This is a genomic window from Microbacterium sp. lyk4-40-TSB-66, from assembly GCF_030209475.1.
In the GTDB taxonomy this organism is placed as follows: domain Bacteria; phylum Actinomycetota; class Actinomycetes; order Actinomycetales; family Microbacteriaceae; genus Microbacterium.
Genome location: NZ_JARVRW010000003.1, coordinates 17,461 through 34,261, shown reverse-complemented (window position 1 = coordinate 34,261; position 16,801 = coordinate 17,461). Strand labels below are relative to the sequence as shown.

Sequence of the window (16,801 nt, the reverse complement as noted above, 5' to 3'; positions counted from 1 at the left end):
CGACGCGTCCCCTGCCCAGCCCGCCGAGCGGCGCGCCCGACGCCGCGCAGGGTCGATTTCGGCGTGGAGTCCGCGGCATCCGTTGTCCTGAACGAAGGCAAATGCTAAACTTGAGTCAACGCAACTCAAGTTTGAGTGAAGCGGCACACTTTCAGGAGACCCAATGAACGCCACGCAACAGCCGGGGCAGGAGGACGCGCGCAGCGCCCTCGAGCAGTTCGGCATCAACCTCACCGACCGGGCCCGTCAGGGCAAGCTCGACCCCGTGATCGGGCGCGACGGCGAGATCCGCCGCGTCAGCCAGGTGCTCACCCGGCGCACCAAGAACAACCCCGTCCTCATCGGCGAGCCCGGCGTCGGCAAGACCGCCGTCGTCGAGGGCCTCGCCCAGCGCATCGTCGCCGGCGACGTCGCCGAGAGCCTGAAGAACAAAGAGCTGGTCGCCCTCGACATCTCGGCGCTGGTCGCCGGCGCGATGTACCGCGGTCAGTTCGAGGAACGCCTGAAGAGCGTGCTCAAAGAGATCACCGAGTCAGACGGGCGCGTGATCACCTTCATCGACGAGCTGCACGTGCTGATGGGCGCGGGCGGCGGTGAGGGTTCGGTCGCCGCGTCCAACATGCTCAAGCCCATGCTGGCCCGCGGTGAACTGCGGCTCATCGGCGCGACCACGCTCGACGAGTACCGCGAGTTCATCGAGAAGGATGCCGCCCTCGAACGCCGCTTCCAGCAGGTCTACGTCGGCGAACCCACGGTCGAGGACACCGTCGCGATCCTTCGCGGCCTCAAGGAGCGCTACGAGGCGCACCACAAGGTCGCGATCGCCGACGCGGCGCTGGTCGCCGCGGCATCCCTGTCGAACAGGTACATCCCGTCTCGCCAGCTGCCCGACAAAGCCATCGACCTGATCGACGAAGCGGCGTCGCGCCTGCGCATGGAGATCGACTCCGCCCCGCTCGAGATCGACGAGCTGCGCCGCCACGTCGACCGGCTCAAGCTCGAAGAGCTCGCCCTGAAGAAAGAGAAGGACGCCGCCTCGAAGGAGCGCCTCGCAGCTCTCCGCGAATCCCTCGCCGCCGAGCAGGCCAAGCTCGACGAACTGCAGGCCCGGTGGGAGCGCGAGCGCGCCTCGCTCAACCGCGTCGGCGACCTCAAGACCCGTCTCGACGCCGCCCGAGTGGATGCCGAGCGCGCACAGCGCGAAGGAAACCTCGAGCGCGCGTCCCGGTTGCTGTACGCCGAGATCCCGGCGCTGGAGCGCGAGCTCATGCTCGCCGAGCGCGAGGAGCCCGCGGGAGACCGCATGGTCAACGACCAGGTCACCGACGAAGACATCGCGGCCGTCATCGCCGCGTGGACGGGCATTCCGGTCGGGCGTCTGCTGCAGGGCGAGACCGAGAAGCTGCTGCACCTCGAGCGTGAGCTCGGCAGACGCCTGATCGGACAGCGGGATGCCGTGAAGGCGGTGTCCGACGCCGTCCGTCGCTCGCGCGCGGGGATCAGCGACCCGAACCGGCCCGTCGGCTCGTTCCTGTTCCTCGGCCCCACCGGTGTCGGCAAGACGGAGTTGGCCAAGTCGCTCGCCGACTTCCTCTTCGACGACGAGCACGCCATGGTGCGCATCGACATGTCGGAGTACGGCGAGAAGCACTCCGTCTCGCGGCTGGTCGGTGCCCCTCCGGGGTACATCGGCTACGAGCAGGGCGGACAGCTGACCGAGGCCGTGCGCCGCCGCCCCTACAGCGTGGTGCTGCTGGACGAGGTCGAGAAGGCGCACCCCGAGGTGTTCGACGTGCTCCTGCAGGTCATGGACGACGGTCGCCTCACCGACGGTCAGGGTCGCACGGTCGACTTCACGAACGTCATCCTGATCCTGACCTCCAACCTCGGCTCGCCGATCCTGATCGATCCGACGCTGTCGATGGATGCCAAGACGCACCAGGTTCAGGCGCTGGTGCGCCAGGCCTTCAAACCCGAGTTCGTGAACCGTCTCGACGACATCGTGATCTTCCAGGCGTTGAGCCAGGACGACCTCGCCCAGATCGTCGAGCTGGCCGTCGACGCACTGCACAAGCGTCTCCGCGAACGCCGGCTGACCCTCGCGGTCACGCCCGACGCGCGGTCGTGGCTCGCCGAGCGCGGCTACGACCCGGTGTACGGCGCCCGGCCCCTGCGCCGCCTCATCCAGACCGAGATCCAGAACCGTCTCGCGATGGCGATCCTCGCCGGGACGGTCCGCGACGGCGACGTCGTGCGGGTCGACGTCGCCAGCGACGCGGACTCGCTGATGCTGGTCAGCGCGGGTCCCGCGCAGGAGTCGGGCGACGATTCCGGCGACGACGTGATCGAGGCCGAGATCGTCGAGTGATCGCGACGGCGGAGCGGGGTCGCCGCGCGGCGCGTGGCATCCCCGCTTTCAAGCGCGCGGGCCGGCGACACCTCGAAGGTGCAGATCCGCCTCGTGGATCGTGTTCGGACGGATCGGCGCATCCCGGGACGCCCCCGCTCGCCGTTACCCTGGCGGCATGACGATCGCGACGGCCGACCTGTACGACGAGCGCGGTGACGAGCTCGACTCGCTCTCGCTCCCGCTGATCGACCTGGGCGGACGCACCGCCTTCGACGGGCCGGTGCGAACGGTGCGGTGCCACCGCGACAACGCCCTGGTGAAGCAAGTCCTGGCCACGCCCGGCGCGGGCGCGGTGCTGGTGGTCGACGGCGCAGGTTCGCTCGAGTCCGCGCTCGTCGGCGACATGATCGCGGCGTCGGCGGTCGAGAACGGCTGGGCGGGGATCATCGTCAACGGGGCGATCCGCGACCGCGTCGCCCTCGCAGAGCTGCCGCTCGGGGTCAAGGCGCTGGGCTCCAACCCGCGCAAGAGCGCGAAGGACGGCGTCGGCGACGTCGACGTGCCGGTGACGATCGCGGGTGTCGTCTTCACGCCGGGTCGGCGCGTGTGGGCGGATGCCGACGGGGTGCTGGTCGAGCGCTGACCGGACCGCGACAGCTCGCGAACGCCCCGCTCACCCGGGGGCCGAGGGAGCGGCATCCGTCTCGCCTGTGCACACGAGGAACGCCACCCCCGGGGAGACACGGCGCATCAGCGCTTCTCCCCGAGGATGGCGTCTCTCGAGAGGGATGCCGGCGGCTCAGTCGTCGACGAGCAGCGACTCCTCGACCGTGCGGCGCTGGCGGGGAGCGAGCTCGCGCTCGCGCAGGCCCTCTTCGGCCGAATCGATGTCGCCGAGCGAGCCGACCGCGATGACGGTGACCGGGAGGAAACGAGCGTCGACGTCGAAGGCCTCGCGCAGGTCGTCGGCGACGAAACCGCCCATCTGGTGGGTGGCGAGACCCTCGGCATGCGCCTGAACGGTGAAGTGGGCCGCGGCCTGACCGCTGTCGTACTGCGCCCACGTGCGGGCTTCGCCGTCCTCGGTCTCGGTCTCGGCGAGCACGACGACGAGGGCGCCGGCGTCCGGGGCCCAGGCCCGGTTGAAGCCCATGAGCGCGGCGACGAGCTTGGAGTGGGCGGCGGTGCCGCGGCGGGCGACGATGAAGCGCCACGGCTGGAAGTTCATGCCCGACGGCGCCCAGCGGGCGGCCTCGAGCGCGGAGCGCAGCGCCGACTCGTCGATGGGCGTCTCGGGGTCGAAGACGCGGGTGCTCCAGCGCTCGGCGAGGACGTCGAGGATCGGGGCGTCGGTGGGGGCGGTGCGGTCGAGAACGAGAGACATGGGTACTCCTGAGGACGGATGACGGAACCGGGACGCCGTTGACCCGAACCAGTGAACGCGCATCGCGCGCGAGATGTTCCCCCGTGACGCCGTGCGTCGGGGTCCGCGCGGGCGGGAGGGGGAGCTCGTCGCGACAAAGACCCGCGCGGATCGCCGATTCACGACGTGTCGACCACGCCCCGGCACCGAGCTGCCGCCGGTGGTGTCCCCGGGCCGCGACGACCGCGGCGCGGCGGACCGGTCAGGCGCTCGGCATCCGCATCATTCGCTCCACGACGCCGGCCCGGCCGAGCCCGCCGGGTACTCGTCGAGGGGCACCTCGTTCGCGCGCCAGGCATCGATGACCGGCTGCACGATGCGCCAGCACTGCTCGGCCGCGTCGCCGCGGACGGCGAGCATCGCATCGCCGTCGAGGATGCCGGAGAGCACTTCGCCGTAGGCCTTGAGCGCACCCTCGCCGAGGTCTGCCGCAAGTGTCACGCGCTCGAGCTCGAGGGGGTCGTCGGCGCCGTTGACGTTGAGGCCGAGGCTCATGGTGTCGGGCCCGAGCGAGAACACGAGCTCGGACGGCTCGCTCTCGCCGACGAAGCCGCCGGGGAGGTGTCGCACGGGCTTGAAGGTGACGGTGACGGCCCGATGGCCGGAGCTGAGCGCCTTGCCGGAGCGCAGGGTGATGGGAACGCCCTGCCACCGGGCGTTTCGCACCTCCACCGTCATCTCGGCGAGAGTCTCGGTGCCACGGGCCGCGTCGACTCCCGGCTCGTCGACGTACGACGAGAAATGACGGTCGCCGACATCGCCGGCGGTGTACCGGGCGCGGCGCGAGTTGCGCACGGGGTCGTCGTCGCGCACGTGCGTGGCGCGCAGCACCGCCGAGGTGGCGTCGCGCAGATCGAGCTGATTGAGGGATGCCGGGGGCTCCATCGTGACGAACGCCATGACCTGCAGCAGGTGACTCTGGATCATGTCGACCAGAGCGCCGGCACCGTCGTAGTAGCCCGCGCGGCCCTCGAGCCCCAGAGGCTCGGGGTAGTCGATGTCGACCGAGCCGATGTCGTCGGCCGACCAGACGCTCTCGAGCAGGCGGTTGGCGAAGCGGGCGCCCAGCAGGTTGAGCACGGTCGAACGCCCGAGGAAGTGGTCGATGCGGAACACCTGGTCTTCGGGCACGAGCTTCGCCAGCTGCTGATTGAGCCGGTGGGCGCTGGCCTCGTCGGTGCCGAAGGGCTTCTCGAGGGCGAGGACCGTGCCCTCCCGAATGGTCACGTCGCTGAGAGCGAGGCACGACTTCTCGGTGACGGCCGGGGGCACCGCGAAGTAAAGGGCGGGGCGGCCCTCGGCGTCGTCGAGCAGTTTCTGCAGATCGGCGGGCTTGGTGATGTCGGCCTGCGAGTAGGTGGTCTCCGAGATCGCGGCGAACGCGCCTTCGGCATCCATCGTCTGGAAGGCCGTGCGCACGACCTCGCGCCAGTGCTCGTCGGTCCAGTCCTCCATGCCCGCACCGTGCAGCCGGACCGACCGGCCGGGTTCGCGCGTCAGCAGTTGGCCGAGGGCGGGCAGGAGCAGTCGAGACGTGAGGTCGCCCGAGGCGCCCAGGATGATGAGGGTGGTGTCCGCGGCCATGCGGCCACCGTAGCGCTCCCCTCCGACACCGGTGCGCCGCTTGCAGCGAGCCCATGGATGCCACTAGCGCGACGTCCTGCTTCGCGGGCCGCGCACGGCGCCGGCCGTGGCCCCGCGGCGTCCGCGTCGCGCCACGGGCGGCGCTCCCGGCGCCCCCGGCGCCCCCGGCGCCCCCGGCGCCCCGGCGCCCCCGCGCCCGCGCCCGCGCCCGCGAAACCCTCGCACGCGGCCGGGGAAGTCCATCCCCGACTCTCGGCCACGATGTCGGCGCCCTCTGCCATGATCCGAGGGTGACCACTCCGATCGAGGATTACGCCGTCCTCAGCAACTGCCGCTCCGCCGCGCTGGTGTCCCGCGACGGCCGCATCGACTGGTTGTGCCTTCCGCGCTACGACAGCGGGTCGATGTTCGCCGCCCTGCTCGGCGACGAGTCGCACGGCGCGTGGTCGCTGCGCCCGGCCGATCCCGAGGCGCGGTCCACCCGGCGGTACGACGGCGACACCTTCGTGCTCGTCACGCGGTGGGAGACGGCGACCGGGATCGCCGACGTCTACGACGCGATGCCCATCGACGAGGGCGTCGACGCCGTGATGCGGCGCGTGGTCGGGGTGTCGGGTCACGTCGACTTCGTCAGCGAGGTGCGCCTGCGCTTCGATTACGCGCGCGCGGTGCCGTGGGTGCGGCAGGTCGGCCACGGCGGCGAACACGTCATCCTCGCCGTCGCCGGTCCCGACGCCGTCACGATCCGCGGCCCCCGTCTGATCGCGGCCGACACCGCGCACCGCGGCCGATGGACGACCGCGACCGGGCAGAGCGTCGATTCGGTGCTGTCGTGGGGTCCGTCGTGGAAAGACGCCCCCGCCCCGTTCGACGTGGAGGCCGCGCTCGAGCGCACGCGCGAGTGGTGGGCCGCGTGGGCCGACCGCGTGCAGTCCACCGGAACCCACACCGCGCTCGTCACCCGCTCGCTCATGGTGTTGCGCGCGCTCACGCACTCCGAGACCGGCGGCATCGTCGCGGCGGCGACCACCTCTCTCCCCGAGGCCTTCGGCGGCTCCCGCAACTGGGACTACCGCTACGTCTGGCTCCGCGACGCCGCGCTCACCCTGAGCGCCTACATCGACCACGGATACCTGGATGCCGCGCAGCACTGGCGCGCGTGGCTGCTGCGCGCGATCGCCGGCGACCCGGCCGACGTGCAGATCATGTACGGCATCGCGGGCGAGCGCGACCTGCCCGAACGCGAGCTGATCGACCTGCCGGGTTACGGGGGAGCGGCCCCGGTGCGCATCGGCAACGGCGCCGTCGACCAGTACCAGGCCGACGTCATCGGCGAGGTGATGGTGGCGCTCGAAGCGGCCCGCGACGCCGGCGTCGAAGAGACCCGCTTCTCGTGGGCACTGCAGCGCGCACTGCTCGACCAGCTCGCGACCGAGGTCGAGAAACCCGACCTCGGCATCTGGGAGATGCGGGGCGACGCGCACTTCTTCACGCACTCACGGGCGATGGTCTGGGCGGCGTTCGACCGCGGCATCCGGGCCGTCGAGACCGGCGGACACGACGGCGAGGTCGACAGCTGGCGCACGCTGCGCGATCGCGTACGCGCCGACATCGACGAGCGGGGTGTCCACGAGGGCGGCTGGTTCACGCAGCACTTCGACACCGACGAGGTCGACGCGTCGCTGCTCGTGCTGCCCCAGGTGGGGTTCTGCGCCTACGACGATCCGCGCATGCTGGCCACCGTCGCCCGCATGGAAGAGACGCTCATGCCCGACGGCTGGCTGCTGCGCTATCGCACGACCGGGGTCGACGGACTGACGGGCGACGAGCATCCGTTCCTCGCGTGCTCCTTCTGGCTCGTCGGGCAGTACGCCCACACCGGCCGGCGCGACGAGGCGGTGCACCTTATGGAGAGGCTCACCGCGGTGGCCAACGACCTGGGACTGCTGTCGGAGGAGTACGACCCCACCACGGGGCGGCAGGCGGGCAACACTCCGCAGGCGCTCTCGCACCTGGCCTTGGTGGGCGCCGCCGATGCCCTGGATGCCACGGCCCCCCGCCACGACGATTGAGCCCGGCCTAGAGTCTTCGCATGGACGACGACGTCGAACTGCGACGCCTGCGCGAACGCGTGTACGGCGCCGGAGGTGCGCCCGCGACACCCGCGATGATCGAGCGGCTCGCCGAGCTCGAAGACCGCGTCCGGCCGACCGTCGGAGTCGTCGACCCGCCCGCATCCACGCTCTCGACCCGGGCGCCCGCCGAGTCGGAGGGCATCGACGGCCCGGGAGACAGCGGTGATCCCGCAGACGGCGGCGCCCCCGCGGACGCTTCTGCCTCCGCGGACGGCGCCTCCTCCTCGCGACCCGTCCTTCGCGGGGTGCTCACCGCCGTCGGGGCGATCGCCCTCCTCGGCGTCGGATTCGCGGTCGGCTCGGCCGCGACCGCGTCGATGCCCGCCGACCCCGCCGCCACCGTGGACCCCGCCGCGGCGATGTACCCCGAGCTGACCTTCCCGCAGACCATCGAAGACGCCATCCCCGCCGATGTGCTCCGCGACAGCGCGATCGACTCCGGCAGCACCCGCTACATCGCCACCGTCAGCAACTTCCGCATCTTCTTCGCCCAGCCCGCGGGCGGCGACGGCCGGTGCATCATCACGTTCACCGCGATCGACGACCGGCCGTGGTCGGCCGGTTGCGCGAGCGGTACCCAGGAGGGCGCCGCGGTCTTCGGCGTCGACGACGGTCTCACGGTCGCGATCGGCGACCGCGACGACTCCGAGATCGACGGCATCCCCATCCGCCTGTCCGAGAGCGTCACGGCCTACGTGGCGCGATAACGCGCGATAACGAAGGAGAAAGCCATGTTCCATTCCGACGGTGCCTACTCGGGCCTCGCGGTCGACGACCTCGACGCCGCCCATCACTTCTACGCCGAGACCCTCGGGCTCCGGGTGGAGGTGCTCGAGGGCTCGGGGTTCCTCACCCTGCACTTGGGCTCGGGCGGTCGCGTCTTGATCTACGGCAAGCCGCACCACGAGCCCGCCTCGTTCACGGTGCTGAATTTCCCCGTCGCCGACGTCGAGGCCGCCGTCGACGACCTGCGCTCCCGCGGCGTCGACACGAAGATCTACGACGACGCGAACTTCCCGACGGACTCCCGCGGCATCATGCGCGAGGGCGGACCGCTCATCGCCTGGTTCCGCGACCCGGCCGGCAACGTGCTGGCCGTCCTCGAGGAGTGACGGAAGAGGGGATGGATGCCGGTGGCCCGGCATCCATCCCCTTCCGTGACGAGGTCCGTGATCCGGACCACGGCGCCAGGGCTCAGCCCTTCAGCGCCTCCGCGAGCTTCACGCGCGCGCCCATGCGCAGGAGCGAGTTGCGGTAGATGCGCGCCGCGAGACCGATCGCCAGCACGCACGCGGCCATCAGCACCAGCAACGACAGCACGGGCTCCCACCACTGCGCGTCACCGAGGTACATGCGCAGCGGCATCCCGACCGGCGCCGAGAACGGCACGTACGACATGATCGTCAGCACGACGGGGTTGTCGTTGAAGAAGATGACCAGGAAGTACGGCGCCATGATCAGCATCGTGATGGGGGTCGTGGTCGCCCCGATGTCTTCCTGACGCGACACCATCGCCGCCGCCGCGGCGAACAGCGAGGCCAGCAGCACGAAGCCGAACAGGAAGAAGATCGCGAACCAGGCGATGGGGGCGCCGAGCGCATCGAGCACCCCCGCCTGTCCCGTGACGGCGAGCCCGACCACCGCGACCGCCGCGAGCAGCACGATCTGCGCCATCGCGAGGATCGTGTTGCCCAGGACCTTCCCGGCCAGCAGGGCCCGCACGGGGATCGCCGAGATGAGGATCTCGACCACGCGGGTCTGCTTCTCCTCCACGACGCTCTGCGCGATCGTGCCTCCGAAGGTCGATGCGGCGATGAGGAACACGATCCCGAAGCCCAGCGCGATCAGATATCGCAGCGCGTCGGCCGCTCCCGCGCCCGGATCGATCATCTGCACCGGCGGGGTCTCGCTGAGCATCTGCAGGAGCGTTGCGGGCACGTCGTCCTTCACCACGACGGTGTAGTCGAACGCGGCATCCGATGAGCCCGAGACCAGGGCGGCATCCACCGTTCCGTCCTCGACGAGGGCGCGCGCGGCGTCGTCGCTGTCGGACACGGTCACCTCGAGGCCGCTGACTCCCGACACCGCGCTCTGCGTCTGCGAGGTGACGGCGACCGGGATGCCGCTTCCCATCGCGTTGTTCGCCGAGAAACCACCCCAGACGACGGAGGCGAGGGCGGCGACGATGAGGATGGCGGTCGAGATGACGAAGGCCTTGCTGCGCAGCTTCGATCCGATCTCACGCTCGGCGACGAGCCAGATGCTCTGCAGCTCGCCGGGCGTTCGACGCGCGGGAGGAGTGGTGGTGCTCACTGGATGACCTCCTTGAAGATCTCGGCGAGGGACGGTTTCTGCGGGGCGAAGCTGGCGACGTCGCCGCGCGCGACGGCTCCGCGCAGGATGCGCTGCGCGGTGGTGTCATCCGCCGCGTCGAACAGGGCGTATCCGCCGTCGAAGTCGAGGACGGTGACGCCGGGTTCGTCGCGCACCCATCCGGCGTCGCCGCCCGAGACCAGCTCGTAGCGATGCGTCGCGTGCTGGGCGCGGAGTTCGTCGCGGGTACCGGCGGCGCGGATGGTGCCGCCGGCGATGATCACGAGGTCGTCGCAGAGCCGCTCGACGACGTCGAGCTGGTGGGAGGAGAACAGCACCGCCGCTCCCGCGGCCGCCTTCTCTTGCAGCACGCCGGCCACGACGTCGACGGCGAGGGGGTCGAGGCCCGAGAACGGCTCGTCGAGGATCAGCACCTCGGGCTCGTGCACGAGGGAGGCCGCGATCTGCGCGCGCTGCTGGTTACCGAGCGACAGCGTCTCGACGAGGTCGCCGAGGCGCTCCCCGAGCCCGAGGCGCTCCAGCAGCACCGTGGCCTTCGTCGTCGCCTCGGCCTTGCCGAAGCCGTGCAGACGCGCGAGGTAGGCGATGTGCTCGGCGACCTTCATCTTCGGATACAGCCCGCGCTCCTCCGGCATGTAGCCGAAGCGGCGGCGGTCCGCGGTGGTGACCGGGGCGCCGTTCAGCGCGACCGTGCCCGCGTCCTTGGCGAGCACGCCGAGCGCGATGCGCATGGTGGTGGTCTTGCCGGCGCCGTTGCCGCCGACGAAGCCCGTCAGCCGCCCGGGGGCGATGGCGAAGCTCACGTCGTCGAGCACGCGGCGTCCGCCGTAGCTCTTGGTGATGCCGTTCAGATCGAGCACGATGCATCCCTTCTTCTCGATGTCTCCCACGCTAGGCATCCGGATGCCGCGGCGCCTCCACCCCGGGTGGGGTTCCGGCATCCGCCGAGCGGGGGAGGCGGCGGGCCGAACTCCGGAGATCAGCCGTCGTAGCGCCCGATTGTGGCCGTGTGGGTGGGTGCGGCGCCGGTTCTCCGGAGTTGCGTACGCCCCGGGTCGGTGGTGGGCACGCCGAGTGCCGGCCGACCCGTGGGTGCGGAGTGGCGGACGGGCAGCGGCCCGCCGGGCGGGCCCGTCGCCGGCGCGGGTCCTCGGACCCGCCTCAGGCGAGCCCGTGCCGGTGCGCGAGCACCACGGCCTGCACGCGATCGCGGGCACCGAGCTTCTGCAGCACGTTCGACACGTGCGTCTTCACCGTCGCCTCGCCGATGAACAGCCGTGCGGCGATCTCGGCGTTGCTCATCGCCTCGGCCACCAGCTTCAGCACTTCCGACTCGCGCTCGGTGAGCGGCTCCGTCAGCAGCAGGGGCGAGGGAGTGGATGCCGTGGGCGCGGGCGCTCCGCCTGCAAAGCGCGCGATGACCCGGCGCGTGACTTCGGGGGCGAGCAGCGCGTCACCGGCGCCCACGACGCGCACCGCCGCGACGAGCTCCTCCGGGCCGGCGTTCTTGAGCAGGAATCCGCTCGCTCCGGCGGCGAGGGCGTCGAAGAGGTAGTCGTCGCGATCGAAGGTCGTCACGATGAGCACGGCCGCGTTCGAGGAGGGGTCGGCGGCGAGTCGACGGGTGGCCTCGAGGCCGTCCATGTCGGGCATCTGCACGTCCATGCAGATCACGTCGGGTCGCAGTTCGGCCGCGGCCGCGATCGCCTCGACGCCGGACGCGGCTTCGCCGACCACCGTGATGTCGTCTTCGAGCGAGAGGATGGTGCGGAATCCCGCCCGCATCATCACGTGGTCGTCGACCAGCAGCACGCGCAGCTCAGACACGGGTCGCCTCCGCCCGAGTGGCCGGGACCCGCACGCGAACGAGGTAGCCGCCGCGAGCCCGGGGGCCGATCTCGATCGTCCCGCCCGAGACGGCGGCTCGCTCGCGCATGCCGAGCTGGCCGAGCCCCGGCGTCGACGACCCGCCGCGGCCGGTGTTCGACACCTCGAGTTCGACGGCATCCGCATCGAATCGAAGACGCACGTCGGCGGTCGCGCCCGGCCCGGCGTGACGACGGGCGTTGGTGAGGGCTTCCTGGGCGATGCGGTAGAGGTTCACCTGCACGAGGGGCGCCGGGTCGTGCGGCGGGTCGCCGATGACGGCGAAGGTCGTCGCGAGCCCCGCCGCCGTCGCCTCGTCGCACAGGGCGCGGATGGAGGTGAGCCCGTGCGTGGTCGGCGCCGTGTCGGCGCCGTTGTCGGCCCCGGGCGCACGGAGGGTCTCGAGCAGGTGCCGCAGCTCGTGCAGCGACGTGCGCGCCGATCCCTCGATGCCGGTGAGCACCGCGCGGGCGGCCTCGGGATCGCGGTCGAGGAGCGAGCGGGCGACTCCCGCCTGCACGCCCATCAGCGACACGTGGTGCGCGACGACGTCGTGCAGCTCGCGCGCGATGCGCACGCGGTCGAGGGCGACGGCTTGGGCGGCGGTCACCTCGCGCTCGGCCTCGAGCTCGGCGGTGCGTTCCTCGAGGGCCGCGCGCTCGCGCATCTGCTGGTGCGACCGGTCGCCGAAGTAGTACGCGCCACCGAAGAACAGGGCGTTCACCCCGAGCATGAGCAGCTGGTAGGCGACGAACGGCGAGAACGCCCCCGCCCGCGAGAAGGCACCCTCCACGGCGGCGTCGACGGGCTGGGTGGCGTCTTGGAACATCACCACGAACAGCCAGGCGAACATGCCGACGATGATCGCCACGCGCACGATGGTCGCGCGGCGCCGGTTCTGCTCCCAGGCGCCGACCGTGTATAGCGCGATGAACATCGCGATGTTGCCCGCGTACAGCTCGGGGATGCGGAACGTCACGGCCAGGAAGTACGCCACCGACACGATGACGGCGGTGGCCGACGGCCATCTGCGCCGGAAGGCGATGGGGACGGCGAGGATCGCGACGTACCCGAGCGCGACGGCGAGGGAGCCCTGCTGGTCGCCGTAGATGCCCGAGATCGACGACAGCACGGCGCTCAGCAGACCGCCGAGGAACAGCACGAGCGCGAGCACGGCGTCGCCCCGTCGCTGGGTGCGGGTGAGGCGTGGCATCCCTCCACGCTAGAGCCGACGTCCGACACCTGCATCCCCCGCGGGGCGGAGTCAAGAGGGCGGGGAATACAGATTCGACCCGGATGCTTGCACGTGAATGCATCCGGGCTCTTCGCCCCCGTCATCCCAGAGAGGATCATCGTGACCGAGTACACGATCGGCTACATCGTCGGCAGCATCTCCAGCACCTCGATCAACCGCCGTCTCGCCAAGGCGCTCGAGAAGGTCGCGCCCGAGGGCGTCACCCTCACGGAGATCCCGATCAAGGACCTCCCCTTCTACTCGCCCGACCACGACGGAAACTTCCCCGAGGTCGCGACCACCTTCAAGACCGCGATCGAGGATGCCGACGGCGTCATCATCGTGACCCCCGAATACAGCCGTTCGATCCCCGGCGTGCTGAAGAACGCGCTCGACTGGTCGGCCCGTCCCTACGGCGAGGCATCGTTCAACGACAAGCCCACCGCCGTCGTGGGCACGTCGCAGGGCGGTATCGCCACCGCCGCCGGCCAGCAGCACCTGCGCGCGGTGCTGCTGCATTACAACGCCCTCGTCCTGGGCCAGCCCGAGGGGTACATCCAGTCGACCCCCGGCCTGTTCGAGGAAGACGGCACCGTGACTGACGAGGGCACCGCGGAGTTCCTCCGCTCGATCATCGGGGCGCTCGTCACGCTCATCGCGCGCACCGCGCCGGCCGAGGTCCCCGCGGCCTGACGCACTTCACGGCGGGGCCGGGGTTCGCCTCGGCCCCGCCGTCGCGCGTGGGGCGGCTTCCTCGCAGACGCGCGCGTTCCTCGCAGAATCGCGGCGGGCATCTGCGAGCATCGGGAGCTTCTGCGAGCCGAGGGTCAAGCCGGCCGCCCCTGACGCCGTGGGCGAGGTGGGCTAGAGGGGCAGCGCCTCGGCTTTGCGCCGCAGGAGCGCGGCCTCCCGCTCGTTGCGCGTCGCGGCGGCGGCGGCGAGCAGTTGCGTGCGGGCCTCATCCGTGCGCCCGAGTCGCGACAGCAGTTCGCCGCGAACCGAGGGGATGAGGTGCGACCCCTTCAAGGCGCCGGCATCGGCGAGGGCGTCGACGAGGGCGAGGGCGTCGGACGGACCGGATGCCATCGACACGGCGACCGCGCGGTTGAGCTCGACCACCGGGTTCGGCGTGATCCGGCCGAGCATCTCGTACAGCAGCACGATACGTTCCCAGTCCGTCGTCTCCACGCTCGCCGCCTGCGCGTGGCAGAGCGCGATCGCCGCCTGCAGTCGGTACGGGCCGCGACCCCGGCCGACCGCGTCGGCGCGGTCGAGCAGATCGCGTCCCCGCGAGATGGCCGAGCGGTCCCACAGGCGGCGGTCCTGGTCGGCGAGGAGCACGGCATCGCCCGCGGCGTCCACGCGGGCCGCGAAGCGCGCGAGCTGCAACTCCATCAGCGCCGACAGCCCGAGCGCTTCCGGCTCGCGCGGGACGAGACGGTTCACGACACGGCCCAGGCGCACCGCCTCGTGCGCCAGCTCACTGCGCAGCACCGCATCGCCCGTGCTCGCCAGGTAGCCCTCGGTGAAGACGAGGTAGATGACGCTCAGGACGCCGGTCAACCGCGCCGGCCATTCCGCGGGCTCGGGGACGGCGAACGGAACCCGCGCCGCGCTCAGCGCCTTCTTCGCCCGCACGATGCGCTGCTGCATGGTGGGCACGGGTACGAGGAAGAGGCGCGCGATCGCCTCGGTGTCGAGACCCCCGACGACCTTGAGCGTGAGGGCGACCTGCGCCTCGCGCGCGAGGACCGGGTGGCAGGCGGCGAACACCAGGCGCAGCACGTCGTCGTCGATCGGCTGCCACTCGGCATCCGAGATCTCTTCGAGGTCTGCACCCATGAGTCGGTACTTCTCGCTCAGGTTCTGCGCGCGTCGCCAGTCGTCGATCGCGCGGCGCTTGGCCACCGCCGTGAGCCACGCGCCCGGGTTGTTCGGCACGCCGTGGCGCGGCCACTTCGCCAGCGCCTCGGCGACGGCATCCTGCGCCAGATCCTCGGCGGTGGCGAGATCGCCGACCACGCGCGCGAGCGTCGCGACGATCCGGGCGCCTTCGATGCGCCAGATCGCCGCGACGCGTCGCGAGAGATCGGGGTCGGGGGTCACGACGCGGGCTTCCCGCCCGCGCGACCGCGGGAGGCTCCCCCGCGGGAAGCTCCGCCGCGGGAAGGTGTCGGGGTCACCGCGAGGACTGCTCCTCGCGCCAGCCCTCCTCCTTCTGGATGTACTCGTTGTCGGCGAACGCCGCGAAGTCGGTCTCGTCGGTCACCCGACGCACCTCGAGCTTGTTGCCGGCGATGAGCGGCGCGCGCCGCGCCCACTCGACGGCCTCGTCTTTGCCGGACACTTCGATGATCCAGAATCCGTTGAACAGCTCGTGGGTCTCGCCGTAGGGGCCGTCGGTGACGACCGGCTCCTCGCCGCCGAACTCGACGACGAAGTTCTTGCTCATGTCCTCGGCGAGGCCGTCGCCGGCGACGAGCACCCCCGCGTCGACCATGGACTCGTTGTACGCGCCCATCTCGTTGATGACCTGCTCGAACGGGATCTTCTTGTACTCCGCGTACGCCTCGTCGGTGCCGCGCATGATCAGCATGTACTTCATGGTCGTCTTCTCTCGTCGGTGCTCCGGGGAACCGTTCCCCTACTATCGCGTCGAACGACAGCGAGCGGAATCGACAGGGCGCGGAAAGAAAGATTCCGGATGCCGCTGACTCGGGCTTTCCGGGGGTGCGGCGCGCTGGGCGGGCTCGGATGACCCGCATCGGAATCGGAGAATCGCATCGAAGTCGGACCGCCGGGCTCGCGGCATCCGATTCCGGTGCGATTCTCCGATTCTGAGACGCCTCCCCGGATGCCATCGGTTCGGTCCACTGGCCGATGCGGCCTGGGCGCGCCGGCCCCCCAGCCTCACGGAAATCGGAGAACCGCGTCAGAATCGGATCCTTGGGCCCGCGGCATCCGATCCTGATGCGAATCTCCGATTCCGCGATGGCTCGGGCGATGCCGCTGCGTCGGCGTCAGCCGAAGATCATCGGCAGGTCGTCGTCTTCGTCCGCCGCCGAGAAGTCGAGGTCGGCGACGACGGGGACGTGGTCGCTGGGCACCTCGCCCTTGCGTTCGTTGCGGTGGATCTCGGCGCCGTGCACGGCGTCGGCGAAGGCGGGGGAGCCGAGGATGAAGTCGATGCGCAGGCCCTCGTTGCGGGGGAAACGCAGCTGCTTGTAGTCCCAGTAGGTGTAGCCCGTCGGGATGAGCGGCCGCACGACGTCGGTGAGGCCGGCGGTCTCGAACGCGGCGAACGCCGCGCGCTCGGGAGGCGAGACGTGGGTGGTCGCGCCCTCGACGACCGTGGGGTCGCCGTTGTCGGCATCCGTCGGCGCGATGTTGAAGTCGCCGGTGAGCGCGAGCGGGAGGTTCGGGTCGGCGGCGAGCGTGGTGGCGGCGTATTCGCGGAGCGTGTCGAGCCAGTCGAGCTTGTAGGCGTAGTGCGGGTCGTCGAGGCCGCGACCATTGGGGACGTAGAGGCTCCAGACGCGCACGCCGTTCACGGTCGCACCGATCGCACGGGCCTCCTGCGGGAGGTCGGGGCCCTCTTTGCCCTTCTCGAATCCGGGCATGCCGGGGAAGCCGATCTCGACGTCTTCGAGCGGTTCGCGGCTGGCGATGGCGACGCCGTTCCACTGGTTCAGCCCGTGTGCGGCGACGTGATAGCCGGCTTCCTCGAACGCGGCGTACGGGAACTGCTCCGTCTTGCACTTGATCTCCTGCATCGCCAGCACGTCGATGTGCTCACGCACGCAGAACTCGACGGTGCGGGTGACGCGGGCGCGGATGGAGTTGACGTTCCAGGTGGCCAGGCGCATGGCATCCAG

At 70.9% G+C, this 16,801-nt stretch carries 15 protein-coding genes; 6 read left to right on the top strand and 9 right to left on the bottom strand.

From position 1 onward, the window contains the following. The first annotated feature begins 163 nt into the window (after window positions 1–163). Window positions 164–2,368, top strand: coding sequence for an ATP-dependent Clp protease ATP-binding subunit (locus tag QRO03_RS05260; protein WP_285136480.1), 2,205 nt, complete (start codon window positions 164–166; stop codon window positions 2,366–2,368). A gap of 157 nt (window positions 2,369–2,525) precedes the next feature. Beyond that, entirely contained in the window at window positions 2,526–2,993 is a 468-nt protein-coding gene (rraA, locus tag QRO03_RS05255; RefSeq protein ID WP_285136479.1) for a ribonuclease E activity regulator RraA, read from the top strand. A gap of 156 nt (window positions 2,994–3,149) precedes the next feature. Here rraA and QRO03_RS05250 read toward each other — a convergent pair whose 3' ends face one another. Both QRO03_RS05250 and QRO03_RS05245 read right to left on the bottom strand, forming a co-directional pair. Continuing rightward, window positions 3,150–3,734, bottom strand: a complete 585-nt coding sequence (locus QRO03_RS05250; RefSeq protein ID WP_285136478.1) for a nitroreductase family protein — start codon at window positions 3,732–3,734, stop codon at window positions 3,150–3,152. A 261-nt stretch (window positions 3,735–3,995) separates the two neighbouring features. Next, window positions 3,996–5,357, bottom strand: a complete 1,362-nt coding sequence (locus tag QRO03_RS05245) for a glucose-6-phosphate dehydrogenase (protein WP_285136477.1) — start codon at window positions 5,355–5,357, stop codon at window positions 3,996–3,998. 290 nt (window positions 5,358–5,647) lie between these two features. Here QRO03_RS05245 and QRO03_RS05240 point away from each other — a divergent pair, with 290 nt between their 5' ends. Genes QRO03_RS05240 through QRO03_RS05230 form a run of 3 tightly spaced genes read left to right on the top strand, consistent with a single transcriptional unit; the run spans window position 5,648 to window position 8,604 of the window. Next, on the top strand, window positions 5,648–7,429 hold the full coding sequence (locus QRO03_RS05240) for a glycoside hydrolase family 15 protein (protein ID WP_285136476.1): 1,782 nt from the start codon (window positions 5,648–5,650) through the stop codon (window positions 7,427–7,429). Between the two features lie 20 nt (window positions 7,430–7,449). After that, on the top strand, window positions 7,450–8,199 hold the full coding sequence (locus QRO03_RS05235) for a hypothetical protein (protein WP_285136475.1): 750 nt from the start codon (window positions 7,450–7,452) through the stop codon (window positions 8,197–8,199). Window positions 8,200–8,223: 24 nt separating this feature from the next. Then, window positions 8,224–8,604 (top strand): VOC family protein, encoded by a 381-nt coding sequence (locus QRO03_RS05230; protein WP_285136474.1) that lies wholly within the window; start codon window positions 8,224–8,226, stop codon window positions 8,602–8,604. 82 nt (window positions 8,605–8,686) lie between these two features. Here QRO03_RS05230 and QRO03_RS05225 read toward each other — a convergent pair whose 3' ends face one another. From QRO03_RS05225 to QRO03_RS05210, 4 genes are all read right to left on the bottom strand, one after another. After that, window positions 8,687–9,805 (bottom strand): ABC transporter permease, encoded by a 1,119-nt coding sequence (locus QRO03_RS05225; RefSeq protein WP_285136473.1) that lies wholly within the window; start codon window positions 9,803–9,805, stop codon window positions 8,687–8,689. Beyond that, a complete protein-coding gene (locus QRO03_RS05220) occupies window positions 9,802–10,686 on the bottom strand; it encodes an ABC transporter ATP-binding protein (protein WP_285136903.1) in 885 nt (294 codons plus the stop codon). Before QRO03_RS05220 ends, QRO03_RS05225 begins: the two co-directional genes overlap by 4 nt. Before the next feature lie 301 nt (window positions 10,687–10,987). After that, on the bottom strand, window positions 10,988–11,614 hold the full coding sequence (locus QRO03_RS05215; RefSeq protein WP_502883012.1) for a response regulator: 627 nt from the start codon (window positions 11,612–11,614) through the stop codon (window positions 10,988–10,990). A 31-nt stretch (window positions 11,615–11,645) separates the two neighbouring features. After that, on the bottom strand, window positions 11,646–12,905 hold the full coding sequence (locus QRO03_RS05210) for a sensor histidine kinase (protein ID WP_285136471.1): 1,260 nt from the start codon (window positions 12,903–12,905) through the stop codon (window positions 11,646–11,648). Between the two features lie 141 nt (window positions 12,906–13,046). Between QRO03_RS05210 and QRO03_RS05205 the strand changes: the two genes are divergently transcribed. Further along, window positions 13,047–13,619: an NADPH-dependent FMN reductase gene (locus tag QRO03_RS05205; RefSeq protein WP_285136470.1), complete on the top strand. Its 573-nt coding sequence runs from the start codon at window positions 13,047–13,049 to the stop codon at window positions 13,617–13,619. Between the two features lie 171 nt (window positions 13,620–13,790). Here QRO03_RS05205 and QRO03_RS05200 read toward each other — a convergent pair whose 3' ends face one another. The 3 genes from QRO03_RS05200 to QRO03_RS05190 form a co-directional block, all read right to left on the bottom strand. Further along, window positions 13,791–15,032, bottom strand: a complete 1,242-nt coding sequence (locus QRO03_RS05200; protein WP_285136469.1) for an RNA polymerase sigma factor — start codon at window positions 15,030–15,032, stop codon at window positions 13,791–13,793. A 73-nt stretch (window positions 15,033–15,105) separates the two neighbouring features. Next, window positions 15,106–15,531, bottom strand: a complete 426-nt coding sequence (locus tag QRO03_RS05195; RefSeq protein WP_285136468.1) for a YciI family protein — start codon at window positions 15,529–15,531, stop codon at window positions 15,106–15,108. A gap of 415 nt (window positions 15,532–15,946) precedes the next feature. Continuing rightward, on the bottom strand, window positions 15,947–16,792 hold the full coding sequence (locus QRO03_RS05190; RefSeq protein ID WP_285136467.1) for an exodeoxyribonuclease III: 846 nt from the start codon (window positions 16,790–16,792) through the stop codon (window positions 15,947–15,949). Between the last annotated feature and the right edge of the window lie 9 nt (window positions 16,793–16,801).